The organism is Halorubrum sp. Eb13 (genome assembly GCF_002252895.1).
Taxonomy (GTDB): Archaea; Halobacteriota; Halobacteria; order Halobacteriales; family Haloferacaceae; genus Halorubrum.
The window spans coordinates 23,616-36,744 of sequence record NZ_NHPE01000035.1; the positions used below are offsets into that span (position 1 = coordinate 23,616).

The following is a 13,129-nucleotide window of genomic DNA, read 5'->3' on the forward strand; positions in this document are numbered from 1 at the left end:
TTCAGAACTCGTCTAGAGTAGTCCGAGAGCTTTCCACATCGTCCGGACTCTGAAGGACAGCGATGTTTATTTCCAGCAACTCGCCGGTTTCTCCCGAAACTAAATTCTTCAAGAGGCCGTAATCATCGTGTTGCTCCGGCAGCACTTGTAGTAACCCTTCTATGGTACTCTTGAAAGCAGAGTCATTCTGCAAGTCACGTTCCTTCAACCAGTTCCACGCAAAGTCGCTTCCTTTGGTGCTCAATACATCTAATGCCGCATGGACCGCGTCGATTCTATTCTCGAATGACTGCTCTCTCGGGTCAACAGGATACTTTCTGGCTCGTCTTTTGACCCCGCTTTCCAATTCAGAATAGCTCTGTACACGGCCCTGATGTCCAGATAAGACCACGTCATCCCTACTTTTGCTCCAGATTTTGGTATCGCTCTTCACCTCATCAATCTGGACTCCAACACCGAGGCCAAGTTGTCGTGCCTCATCGTATGGGATTGACTGCTGCTCATAGACCAACCATGAAAGGATGTACCACGTTGATAGGGAATCTACATCGTCGAGGGACCCAGCCAGCTCCCGTTGTATCAGGACCTCGGTGACTGCTGTCCTTGCCTCACGGAGCGCTTCTCGCGGTCGAACCAGCTCGTCCTTATCATCGACCACGGGATAGTTCTCCGTGAACACTCGTAATGTGGGGCCGAATGCGCTGATTATTGTATCCGTCTTAGTCAAGTTGTGTTCAGATTCGAGCAAGGAACTTGCCTTTTCGCGGGCTACCTGTCTGGTTTCATCCTTTATGTCCCGCCAAAGGGTTGGCATTCGGTCGTCGGGCTGAGTAGTGGGCTTCCTACAAGTTAGAAGAAGGGTACTATCTGCGGAAGCGTCTTGTTGTACACCAATCCGCTGTGGCATTTCGCTGGTAATGGTGTGGGTTGCCGTTATATTGAACCCGGAATTTATGATAGACATAGTGAGCGAGTCCCACGCAGCAATTTCCTTGTCTGTAAAGTAAATTGTGAGAACACCTCCCTCTTCGAGGACTCGGTACGCCTCGCCGAAGATGTCACTCATTCTATTCTCGTATTTATTCCGGGCCACTTCACGCTTGGAGCCAGACTCCGTATCTGATACCAAAGAGGGGTTCTCAACAGCCTCGTCTTCTTTGTTAGTTTCTGGTGTGCTGAACTCTTCAGGATAGATGTCCCCCAGATACTCGCGGAACCAGACATAGAACGCATCGGCGACCTCGGAGTAGATGATATTGTCTCCATACGGGGGGTCAACGACGATAGCCTCAATCGATTCGGTATCTATTGGTAGATTTGAGGCATCTCCACACCGCACCGTTGTATCCGGGTCCTCAAGGTGTGAGACATACTCCGAGATATGCTCATAGTTCGACAATACGTTATCTGATTCAGACTGGTAACTGTAAGTCCCACTCATCAGGTTGCTCTCAGAGAAATGCCACTGGAATGAGAAATTATTATTCCCTAGCATACTACTGGGAGACCCTCGACGAATGTCAATAGGTTGTAATCTGGAATTGCGTTCTATCAGCTTTATAGATATAAACGAGAGAAGCGTGAGGATAGCCTCTGCTCGGTTCTGAGAATATTCGTCCAAGATATCCTCCTTTATTTCATTAAATGCGTCAAGATATGTAGCGTGAGAAAGGAGTTGACGGGGGCTGTATAGGTCCCTCCATTGGGTAATTCCATAGGGAGCAGAGCGGTCATAGAATCCAACGTAGCGGTCTGTGGTGAGAAGGGTCGCGAGGTCAATCTCGGATTCTATCTTATCTGCCGCCCGCGCAAGCGCATCACGGTCTTCCTGTGACGGCGAATGATACTGTGAACCCTGTACAGATTCAGAGTATCTCACACCACAGACTTCATAAGAGAATTCTCCATTCGTGAATATCGATACAACATCCTCTCGCTCGGTCACCACGTCGCAATGGGGACACTCAATATCTCCACCGCTTACCGTCCCCTCACTTGGGTCAAATTCGTCCTTTGAGACATCTTCTGGTATGTGTACAATCTCAAATTGGAGACCTTCGTCCTCATACTGTGGCCTGCTGGCAATCCCCTTCTTTCGATTGAACCACCAGCGATTGGATACAGGAATCTGTTTCCCGCATGAAGGGCAGTCAATACTGTAGGCCCGGAAGTATTGGTTCGGCTCAACCCCGTTCTTTTCCGGGAAGAATGGTTCCAGACGCTCCTGAACGATGTTCTCAATCTCGTTCATCCACGTCCGCACATCTGACTCAATAGACCCCTCTTTTGGAGCATGTTCGAGAATTACCTTGTTTAGCAACCACGCTACCGGATTTAGCTCGTTAGAGATAGTGGGAAGACCGTATCGAGTAGCTTCCAGCGGAATCGTTCCGCCGCCCGCGGTCGGGTCGAGTACAGTTGGGAGCTGTCCGTCCCAGTGCTCCCGAAGCGTTGAGTGCAGTTCCTCAAGCTCGGATTTTGAGGGGACGTTTTTGTGCGGATACTCGTAGCCGAAGTGGTCCTCGATTGACCCCGTTCTATCGTCTTTCGTAGCATATTTTTTGACGACATAATCGTCAATATCCGATACACCACTTGTCCGTGGGCCGATACACATCGAACGGAGCAACTTGTCGTTAGAAACGTCCGGTGGAAGCACGGACGCGAGAATCGCAAGCCGAGTCGTCGCAGTAGGCCGGCGTGCGAACCATTTGAATATCCGCCGGTGGGGAGACATCGATTCTGGATTGCCTTCCTTCACGCTTTCTATCCCCACCGTTTTGGTCGGTAGCGGCCCTTCGATTTTCAAATTCTTCAACTCGTCACTCTCGTCAATGGTATTTTCGGACATTGGATTATTCGAGATGGTCGGCAAGCAGCACTCGTAGCGCCTTCACACCGTTCGGACTGGAAGGAGACCGACACTTCGCGTGCCAGTAGTAGCACTCCTCCAGACTCATCCGGGCAATGCTGTCGGCGACGGTAGTCAGCTTCTCGTACTTCTGGAGCCGCTTCATCGCGAGAAACGCGATTGTCAGCCGAATCCCACTACTTTCCGAGAGCACGGCCGAACCCTCCCCGCGCATTACGAAGTCAGGGTCAACCCCACTGTCGTTCAGTACGTCGCGAACCAGTCGGTGAACGGCCTGTTGTCGGCTGTCGGATAGAGTCGTGATTTTCAGGGCACACCAATCGTTCCACTGCCAGTCGTTAGGTGCGCGGGCTGAGGGGGCCCCAACGCTGGAGAAGTCAAGGACACCGGTTGAGTCTTCTTGTGCGTCCGGAATCGCGTCCGTGATACCAGTCCTCGTGAGCTTCCGGTTGCTATTTGCCTTACTGAACCGCTTCTGGCGTCCGTCAGCGAGGTCTTCGGGAATGAGTTCGTACAGCGTGAGGCCGGCGTCGTCACCCAGCCGACGCGTCAAAGCGAACGTCGGCCGCCCGCCGTACATACTGCTGCCGTAGGCGAACGAATCCGCCTCAATGCTCATACACTCACCTCTTCACTTTGCTCCGACGCTTCTTTCACAACTCCAGAGACGACCAGCTCAACGTTGTTAATCCCACCAAGGCTTTCGAGTGCCTCCTGTAGCACATTGAGTGTTGCCTCGCGGGTGTTGTCCTGAATCGACTCCGTATCGATAATGAGGACAGCCTCGCCTTCCGAGTCCCCGCCAGCGCTGATGAAGCTCTCCGGAATATGATTCGTCCCGAAGTGGTCGGCAAACTCTGCTGCGGACCCCTCGAAGCCAGCCTCGAAGACGCTGGAAGAGGTGTCCGTTCCTTGTGCGACGTACTCGAACACGATGGAGGTTGCTTCCCCTATCCTATCTAAATCTTTGAGCTTGTTCGAGATGAACCACGCCCGCTCCCAGACTTGGTCGCCCTCCAGTTCGATTTCGATGGCATCGACCTCGACGACGATGTCGCTGCTGGACACGTCGTAGTTGTCCCGTAGGCTCATCTTCTTCTGGTCGATAGCTCCGTTCACGTCCGAGAACGCGCCCGTGATTGCACTCGGGGAGTCCGTGCTGACGTTGAACGATAGCTCGGAACGCTGCGGCGGACTGATTCCTCCACTAGTTCCACCACCGCCAGTTCCTCCACTGGTGCCACCAGTACCACCACTGCTACCTCCTTCCGAGCCACCTGCGTCGTCGCCTTCTTCCTCGGTATCCTCGGGGAAGTCGAGGTCGTATTCGGCGAGCAGCTTCTCCCCGTCCCCGAAGACGTGATGGTCCTCGCTAATCAGGACACTCGACATCGGAAGCTCCGTCGACATCTGCTCGGCTTCCGAGAGCGTTTTCTCACCTTCGGCGGTGTTCACGGTCATTCCTTCCGAACAGTACCCCTCGTCGACCGTGTCGTCCCAGAACACGTACGTCGACATATCGCTGGTCGTCACGGCTCGGATGGTGGCTCGAAGCGGTCTCGGGTCAAGGAGGATGCGGATGTCCGTTCGCTTCGCGACGAGCTTGCGGATATCCAACGTCGTCATCGAATCCGGCTCCGACTGCCAGATACGGTTGCGGAACCACGTCGTCCCGAGCGCGCCCTCGTCCTGCGTGATGAGCTTGTCGAGGCTTTCGAGGTTCTCGAAGACGATGTCGTGAAGGTCCGAACTGTCGTTGACAGAGTCGATAGTCTCGTTCGATAGCCCGCCGGAGTCCGGGTAGTAGAGGTGCCGGTAGGACTGGCGGACGGATTCCCCGAGGAGTGCCGACTCCTTCTGGAGACGTTCGTCGAGGTCGTCACGCTGAGCGCTGTTGAGCTCGGCCTCCCATGCTTCGCCGTTGAGAATCCGTTCCATCGCTTTGACGCGGCGGGCGTGGTCAAGCGCTCCGTCTGTCTCCTGCTCGCCAGCAGCGAGGAACACGATGTTGTTTCGGTAGACTCGCTTCTTTTCGGACCCCGGCGAGTTCCCCGTTTTGTTCGCCAACGTTTGGAGTAGTTCGGGAGGCTCGTCGAGGTCGCTCGTTACGGTCACCGCGTCGAATCCCATCACACACAGGCGGACTATTTCGTAGTCGTCCGGAACCTCGTAGGGGGCTTGCGGGTCGTAGATAGTCTCGAAGACACCACCGCCAAGCGCACCTCGAATCGTCTGTTCGAGACGGTTGCGAGCGACACCCGGCTCGATTTGCTGCGCCTCGTTGGTGATGAGCTTCGAAATCTTCGGCTCTCCCTTGAACCGAAGGAGACCGTTCTCCGTCTCATAGAGGAAGAACGCCTCTGTGTCCGGATTTGACCCCGTTTCGTTTAGGTTCTTTAGAGCGTCACGGTAGTGGTCAAGTTCGACGCCCGGCTCCAGAATCATCTCCCAGAGCTTCCGCCGAGTGACACCACGACCACGATTCCCTCCGGAGACAATACTTTTCCAGAGGATGCTTGTGCCGAGATGAGTCGCAATCGGCGGGTGGCCCATCGGCGTCCAGTTGTCGTCTTCGTACTGGCACGCTGCCTTGCCGTCGTTCGTGTAGATGTCCGACTTCGAGGCAGTCCGAAGGTCCTGCTCGATGTGTTCGAAGAGGTCGAGAAGCGTCGACCAGACGTGGTCGTCCGAGGGATGCATATCGAACGTCCGGACGTAGTGACGGTCCGCGTTCGACTCCTCGTTGCTCCAGATGTGATGAACCGCTCGCGAAACCAGTTTGAGTGCACCCCGAGTCCGCTGGAAGTTCGGTAGCGTGTCTATCTCCTTCCCCAGAAGGTCGATGAGCGTCGGGTGGAACGGGTACGTTTGTTCCAGTTGCTCTTTGAACTCTGCCTTGGTGACCCTGTCAGGCAGCTCGTCTTCGAAGTCACGGTAGTAGCTTTGGTACGATTCAGCCACGCGAGATGCAACATCGTCGTCGACCGACTCGAACAATCGATGCCGGAGGACTGCTGCGACCTCGTCGTCATCCGTAGGTGTAACCGCGTGTTCGGTGCGTTCGGAGATGCCATCGAGGTCGGTGATGAGGTCTTGGACTACCTGTGCGCGGTCCTCGAACGCAGTAGCAGAGACTGAAAGGATGACAGTGACTGCGTCGGTGTTCTGCGTGGCTCGCATGAGCGACCAGAGGAAGGAGTTCGTCTGGTCAGCTAGCGTGGACCCCTCGACACCGACGGCTGCGGCCTGCTCGAAGTATTGGGCCACCTCGTCGATGAGTACCAGTCCCGGGTCGTCCATCATCTCGAAGAGTTCGACTACGTCCGACTCTCCGGGGGCAACGCGGTCGTTGTCGTACTCGCTAAACATCGCGTATCCTTCCGCACCGGCTAGCTGATACGCGAGTTCACCCCACATCGTCTGCGTGTTCGGTGCACTCGGGTCGTCCTTATTGCATTTCGCCTTGCTCGCGCTGACGTACCCGCCTTCGAAAACGGCAGTCCGAACAGACAGTTCGTCTTTGACCTCTTCAAACTGCGAACGTGCATCGTCGTCGACGATGTACTGTGATAAGTCGTCGATTACGTCCGGGTTCTGCGAGAAGTGGTATGCGGCGATTTGTGAGTGGGTTTTTCCACCGCCGAATACCGTATCGAGTGAGAGAAGCCCATCTTCTCCGCTGAATTCGTCTCGCTCTTTGCCGACGTATCGTTTCGCAAGTAGTGTGAGGAGGTCCTGTAGTCCATCTGTTGGATACGTCTTCTCGAAGAAGGTATCCGGATTTCCATAGATTTCAGGGGCCTCATCCTGTCGAAACACTACGTCGGAGAGCTTCGCAGCGAACTCGTTTTCCGACAGTGTTCCCGATAGCACGTCGTCGTGGGGAGTACACGACTCAAAGAGTGTGGGAATCTGTGGAGCCATTGATGATACTGTCACAAATGTGGGGGGGTTAGTAAGTAGTTGCGTCTGTTTGGAGCGCGGTCATTCGATTCAAAATAGTCTGAAATACGTCGTAACAAGAAAATATGATAACAATCCAACCTACCAGTGTTGGTAGGTGGGAATTTGGCCTAACCGACAGTGGGACCCCCGGGGGACCCCCTGTAGGTAGTAGACTAGGCACTAACCGAGGAAGTCAAATAGGGTAGTACAGAGAGAGTCCTGCTAGATTTTGGGTTTCTTTCTTCTTTAGAGCGGCTGAACCGGTGGGGTGCTACCAGATTCTCTCAAATCGGGCCTACCAACACTGGTAGGTTGGTGTACCACCGCGACTGAAGGGACCTCGGTCCCCGCTACAGCGTCTCTTCTGTGGGAATACCTACGTTTCAGGTCTATTTAGCTACCACGGTTGAGGGGAGATGCCACACATTCTACTCCGGCACTTGTGCCCCGCGAGCTTTGAGCACGTTTTTCACCCGCTTAGCAAGCTCCTTGCTTATGCTCGGCGTAGCGATGAGTACCATGACTCCCGGACTAGCCCGACGGTGAATCTTAGTCCCCAGAGGTAACCGGAGTCGCCTCGCCGCGTTCGTCACAAGAATTCGGTAGCCAGAGTCGCCGAGGGGAGACAAAGAAGTCACAGTGGAGGGTCTCCGGCCATCCTTACCGTTAGTAGTCTCAAGTAGCCTAACGAGCTCGGTCGGAGACATCTCATTTACGGTCTTTTGCGTAGTGGCGGTATCATAGAGCTCAATCCACTCTTGTGTCGGCATCTCTTCATGGGTAACGAGGATGAGGTCGTCATCAATAGACGTAATTCGAAGAGAATCACTCGTCTTCCAGCCTGTCGCTTCAATCAACGCCTTGGACACATAGATTCCGTATGAAGTCTCGGCATTACCACCTACGCTGTGTAATTGAACCATTTATACATCCCGAGAGGACTCTTTTGAAGTGAATTCGAAATCAATCATACAGCGGGTTTTCAGAACTTCTGATGGATGTATCATAGTAGCAGAGACTGCGGTTCCGACTATACCTGTGCTTCCAACACGGTCATTAGATATCTCGTTGGTAGCAGAGCATGCTACCCCGAGTTATTGTTACTATGACCACATTACACCCAGCAGAGAGGTCATTAACTACTCTTGAGCACGACGACTGGTGTCTTACCGAAAATCGTGTCAAATATTTATGCTAGTGTTCCCTCATCGTCGAAATTCATCTTTCTTGTATACTCTTCACCAATAATTGACTTTGTCCATACATTCATTTGTTCGTCACATACTGGGCAAACCAACAAAGGCCCTCCCTCTATCTCTCGTGAACTTTCTACCGCTATCAAGAGATTCTCTTTGATATTCTCAGACATGAATCCCCTTTCAAATCGAAAGAGGTCTGCTCTCTCAAGTATACCACATCCAACAAAATGAAGGAATGCGGAGATTAAATCGCGGTCTTTCTCTGATTCAGCCTGCCGTAATCGTTCTCCTAGCATCTCCGTATGTCTCCCAAGTGACGGTCCTGAAAATCGCACCTGATTCCCACAGTGTAGACAGTTCTCGTCAATTTCGTCCCAATCGATTGGTTCACCACATTCAAGGCAAGCTCCACGTACCATGTAATTCTATTCACAGGAATCATGATATAGTTACCGAGTTAATAGATTTTAGAGTCTCTATTCCAACTTATTCATATCCTATTTCTCTAAGATTACTGATAATTAGTTCAGTCGTAATCCTCCCACGATTGGGCCTGTTCTAGCAAGTCTCCCCGTTTCACTTGCTCCCACAGCGCTTGTTCTTCCTCTTCCGTATCGGGAGAATGTCTATGGCACCACGCATAGAGTTCCGGCTCACGAGGAACTACAAGGTGGGCGACGTGGATTCGGACTCCTTCTTCGCCGATAGGTTCGCCGCAGTCGCTACAGCGTAAGTCGTCCGGCCAGTCTATGTCGTCATCCATAGTATGCCTATGACTCCAACCACCATAAATGTCAATAATCCTACTGTATTGTAACTCTACTACGTTTAACGACTGAGGCCGTCGCCCGGTGCGACTGGGCGCTTCGCTGCGCTCACCGCCCTATCCAGAGAAAGATAATTCCTTGTTCGTTTGAGAGAGAGTGTTTCTTCTCGCGCTCTCCCCGTTACTTGGTAAGATTGGTTCCGTGCTCGAACCGGGAGCTATCGCTTCCCCCAGTCTCGGGGATAATCGCTAAGAGGATTATTCCTCTCGCATAATCGAATCATGGTTATTCGCTTCTCCCTTGAGGGGGGTGTCCCTCAAGAGACCCGTCGTCAGCGTCTTACCAACGGTGTTAAACCCTGTAAAACAGGGTGTAATTCCCGGTCTTTCACACGGTAGGACATACTGTAGAGTGTAGGGTGTAGAGTTACACCTTTGCAATCAGCTCTTGTTGGAAAGATTATAAATGTCAATTAACAACACGCCCGAAACAAGAGCGTTCCTCTCTGTCCTCGAAGCTATGGACGAACCGGTTACTATGGCCGACATCAGAAAGCGAACGAGCTTGAACGAAGACAAGCGCCACTACCAGTTTAAAAAGTTGGAGAAAGCCGGTTTAATCGAAATCACGTACAACGAGTGGGGCGGGACGAGTACCGCACCCATGAAACAGGCGACTCTTACCAAGTCCGGTGAAGAGCTGTTAGACTCCGGCTTTCTTGATGAGAACACGTCGGAGTTCGAGCGGGCGAATGTGGACGTGGTAGAGCTCTCCTCCGAGGTAAAAGAGCTTAGAGAAACGATAGAAGGACTCAGAACGTCTATAACAGAGAACGTGTATGAGCCTATGGTCGCGAATCAAGAGCAGATAAACGAATTAGAAGAACAACTTTCAGATTAGTGGCTCTGTTGATTTACTCGGAAAATCATACGTTTTGCTGTGTACAAGCGCAAAAGTGTTACCCATAATTATGGGAGAGTTCCCAATCTATATGGTTACACATCTCGTAGGCGCTGGCATAATGGTGGACTCGTGGACAGAAACGATGACAGCCCGCGAACGAGTAACAACCATCGCAGAAACACTCTCTGAACCCCGGAACCCCAACTGGGTCGCTGAACAGGCCGATGTGAAGTGGGATACCGCGAAGAAATACCTCGAAGAGATGGCTGACCAAGGCACACTATTGAAAACAGAGGACGAACGGTACTACCCCGACCCGGCCCGTGCGTACTTCGACCACCTCCGGGAACTCATCGTCGAGAGCGACAAGGACGAGTTGCGGGGCGAACTCGAAACCATCGCGACCGAAATCGAAGACTGGCAGGCAGAGTACGACGTGGAGTCGCTCGACGAATTGGAAGAGTCGCTGGGAGACGATTCTCTGTCGGCTTCAGAAGTCCGAGAACGCCGACGCGTTGCCCGCCAGTGGGAGGAGAACAAACAGTACCGGGACCTGTTCACGACTGCTCTCTCGTTGTACGACGATGTGATGTCGCTGTTCTCACCGCACTCGAAGCCGCCTGATGGGATAGAGAGTGCGGGGTAGGCAGACGTGGCACCTATCTTCGGTGCGTGGACCTCGAATCGACGGAAACTGTACCGTCGTATCCATGACAGACTCACCAAGACCGGCGGCTGTTCCAACGTTCGCTACAAACCCAACCGTCGGCGGCGGCGTGAAATTGTGGCTGATGTTGACCCCACAGCGTTTCTTGGACGGAAGTATTCTACAGAGACTTCCCAACTACGGATTGAGTTCACACTGGGACGCTCGAAACCTCAGTATATCATCCACTGGTGGGAGTCCGACACAGAGAGAAGTATCGGGTGGCATCAGGACCAGACCGAACCCGAATACGGGCCGGTTCACTTCCAAGTTGAACACCCAGATGGGACCACGGACCGGAAACGCGCGACGTATATCGCGGACGAGCATCCGTACCAGACGTTCGAACGCCGACTCACCCAGATTGACGACAAACTTGGAAACCTCGGGTGGGAGTGACATACAATTATAGCGGAAGCCCACGACTTCAGTCGTCGGAGGAAGTCACCCCGGTTCCGGTCAACGCAGGTGACCTATCGAGAAACGACCCTGAAGAGATGCCGGTCAATTTCCCACTCCACAGCGAGGCTCAAGAAGATGGCCAACACGCCAAGCCAATTGAACGGTGGCCGTTGAGTGAGCGCGAGTATAATCCCAACTCCGAACAGGACCAACCCTGTCCACTCCCGGGTTCCCTCAAACCGGTAATGAGAAATGAGCAATACGGCAAGTAGAAGTCCACCAATCAGACCGACTAATATGGGCTTCGAGATAATTACACTAGCGACCGACAGTGTCGGTAATTGAATGGTAACCACTGTTCCGAATACGGTGAGTAAGACGATTAGTAAGGAACCGAGAACGGTAGATTTGCTCAGGTACACGAATGGGTGCCGGTTGGGTGCGCAATGATATAGTTACTTGCTTGAAGTTTGTTTAGTTTGGAATAGCCGTTTCGCACCCTTCACATGTCGGCTGTTTCAGAGGATAATGTGTCTGAAGAAGAGGATTTCAACAGAGCCAGAACAGGGCTTCGTTGGAATTCCGATTTTTATATTTTGGTCCGAAACAGCCGGTCGGTGAAGAGTGCATCCTGAGTGACTACCACTGGGAGCGGATTACGTGAGATTTGACCTCTGACCTATCCAGAATCCAAATACCATCACAAGCAGGAGAATTACTATCGGAACCCAGAATCCAAGGCTAGTGAACAATTCGGCGGAGAGTATCTCAGGAGCAAACATGGCTAGCCACAGAGGTATCCCAATCAGTAATCCCGTCGCAGCAGTGAGGATAAATTTAGGGTATGAATCCACTTTCAATCACATTACCGGAGACTCTGATAACTGTTCTCCCGTATTGACCAGCCAGTGAGTGACCTGTACTGAGCGATTCGTGAGGATTCTGTACTTATCCACCACTTCTAAATCTACCAGCTGCTGAGAATTTCAAAAGAGCCTTCTTGGTTCATATGGCACTGAGTTGGAGGATTTCTCCACTATTCCGTGAGTAGAGCGCTTGTCTAGTCAGTTAACCAGATAATTAATTAATCAGTTAACTGGGCAGGAGACGGGCTCACTACGTATTATTGTATGGCCTTCATTGATTCGAGAATATTCTTCTCACTTGGTTCAGTGAGATACGGCTCAATTGCTGAATAACTTGACCAGCCCCCTATAGACATCATCACGCGGACGGGAACGCCCTTTTCGACCAAATGAAGATGCGCCCAGTGTCGCCGTAAATCGTGACTGGAGACGTGTTCCCATTCGTCGGGTTCTTCGGAGTCACGCGCGAGTACGTCGGCCGCGCCTGTCCCCTGCTTGTCCGTCCCGTGGTCGTTTGTTATCCAACTTTGTACGGTTCTAGGGGTAACCGGGAGGTATGGTTCGCCGTCGCTAATATCGCGTTCTCGTGCAAAGTTGAACAACGACTTTTCGACATCATCAGGGAGCCATGCCTTCCGGGTCGTCTTCTCTCCGCCTTTCGTATTCTTGCCTTCGACTTTAAGACGCCAGCTCTCGCCGTCTTTGGCACGTTCTACGTCGCCCGGTGTGACCGTCGTTGTTTCCTCAGAACGGAGACCTACGCGGGCCATTAGCATTCCGGCTATTCCTCGTTCCCAGTCTCGCTTCTCTAGGGTTCGAACGATTTTGTCGGCTTCTTCTTCGTCAAGCCAGACTTTCACGCGAGCGCCGCTGTCGTCAATTCTCATAATCTGTTGGGTTTTCACTTTCAAACGTCGATTCGAAGACTACGGTAACGACTGCGACTATTGCTGCTAATCCGATTGTAGCGATTATGTCTATTCCAGCGAGACTCCCCAGAAGAATTCCCGCAAATGCGCCGAATGATGCCGGAAGAAAGATGTTAGATGTGCTCATTCTTCACCGAAGGTCTCAGGGAGTCGAACCGCATTCAAAGCGTCATGAATCTTCTCGGGGTCTGTCCCGGAGAGTTCGGCGATTTCTTCGGCTGTCTTCGCGCGCTTCTGGTACTCGTGATTAGTTTCGATGTGAACTGCTTCTCCGTCTTCGTATGCTTCGATTTGTCGGCGGATTTCTCTGAGTCGTCGGCGCAGTAAGCGTTCTTCTTTTTCGAGCTGTTCTCGTGAATACGGGAGTTTCATCTATACTTTAGTGTAAAACAATTCCGAGGATATACTTTCCTACTTTCTGAGTTTGGGTTTCTGAGGGTGCTGTAAATTGGCGTTTTCAGGAGTTTGAGAGTCCTCGCCTGTTTTGTCTTCATAGTTGTTGAACAAAGCCGACAACTTGTACCCACCATCAGGTAAGAA

At 52.3% G+C, this 13,129-nt stretch carries 10 protein-coding genes; 2 read left to right on the top strand and 8 right to left on the bottom strand.

Going from position 1 to position 13,129, the window contains the following annotated elements:
- Window position 1: 1 nt before the first annotated feature.
- The 5 genes from DJ75_RS03955 to DJ75_RS18070 form a co-directional block, all read right to left on the bottom strand.
- Window positions 2–2,851 (bottom strand): DUF1156 domain-containing protein, encoded by a 2,850-nt coding sequence (locus DJ75_RS03955; protein WP_094522752.1) that lies wholly within the window; start codon window positions 2,849–2,851, stop codon window positions 2–4.
- Between the two features lie 4 nt (window positions 2,852–2,855).
- Window positions 2,856–3,491, bottom strand: a complete 636-nt coding sequence (locus tag DJ75_RS03960) for a hypothetical protein (protein WP_094522754.1) — start codon at window positions 3,489–3,491, stop codon at window positions 2,856–2,858.
- Entirely contained in the window at window positions 3,488–6,796 is a 3,309-nt protein-coding gene (locus DJ75_RS03965; RefSeq protein WP_094522756.1) for an ATP-binding protein, read from the bottom strand. Before DJ75_RS03965 ends, DJ75_RS03960 begins: the two co-directional genes overlap by 4 nt.
- 1,210 nt (window positions 6,797–8,006) lie before the next feature.
- Window positions 8,007–8,435 carry a hypothetical protein gene (locus DJ75_RS18065; protein WP_141211963.1) on the bottom strand — a complete coding sequence of 143 codons (429 nt, stop codon included), beginning with the start codon at window positions 8,433–8,435 and terminating at the stop codon, window positions 8,007–8,009.
- 107 nt (window positions 8,436–8,542) lie between these two features.
- Window positions 8,543–8,779 carry a hypothetical protein gene (locus tag DJ75_RS18070; protein WP_141211964.1) on the bottom strand — a complete coding sequence of 79 codons (237 nt, stop codon included), beginning with the start codon at window positions 8,777–8,779 and terminating at the stop codon, window positions 8,543–8,545.
- A gap of 469 nt (window positions 8,780–9,248) precedes the next feature.
- Between DJ75_RS18070 and DJ75_RS03970 the strand changes: the two genes are divergently transcribed.
- Together DJ75_RS03970 and DJ75_RS03975 are read left to right on the top strand one after the other, a co-directional pair.
- On the top strand, window positions 9,249–9,683 hold the full coding sequence (locus tag DJ75_RS03970; RefSeq protein WP_141211965.1) for a helix-turn-helix transcriptional regulator: 435 nt from the start codon (window positions 9,249–9,251) through the stop codon (window positions 9,681–9,683).
- 70 nt (window positions 9,684–9,753) lie between these two features.
- Window positions 9,754–10,332 (top strand): hypothetical protein, encoded by a 579-nt coding sequence (locus DJ75_RS03975; protein WP_176451413.1) that lies wholly within the window; start codon window positions 9,754–9,756, stop codon window positions 10,330–10,332.
- A gap of 1,585 nt (window positions 10,333–11,917) precedes the next feature.
- On the opposite strand, the gene DJ75_RS03980 is transcribed toward DJ75_RS03975, so the two are convergent.
- The 3 genes from DJ75_RS03980 to DJ75_RS18080 are packed head-to-tail and all read right to left on the bottom strand — an operon-like array spanning window position 11,918 to window position 12,961.
- A complete protein-coding gene (locus DJ75_RS03980) occupies window positions 11,918–12,520 on the bottom strand; it encodes a site-specific integrase (RefSeq protein ID WP_254921874.1) in 603 nt (200 codons plus the stop codon).
- Window positions 12,521–12,536: 16 nt separating this feature from the next.
- Complete coding sequence (locus DJ75_RS18075; protein WP_141211966.1) at window positions 12,537–12,716, bottom strand: hypothetical protein; 180 nt, start codon at window positions 12,714–12,716, stop codon at window positions 12,537–12,539.
- On the bottom strand, window positions 12,713–12,961 hold the full coding sequence (locus DJ75_RS18080) for a hypothetical protein (RefSeq protein ID WP_141211967.1): 249 nt from the start codon (window positions 12,959–12,961) through the stop codon (window positions 12,713–12,715). The genes DJ75_RS18075 and DJ75_RS18080 overlap by 4 nt, the downstream gene beginning before the upstream one ends.
- Window positions 12,962–13,129 lie beyond the last annotated feature (168 nt).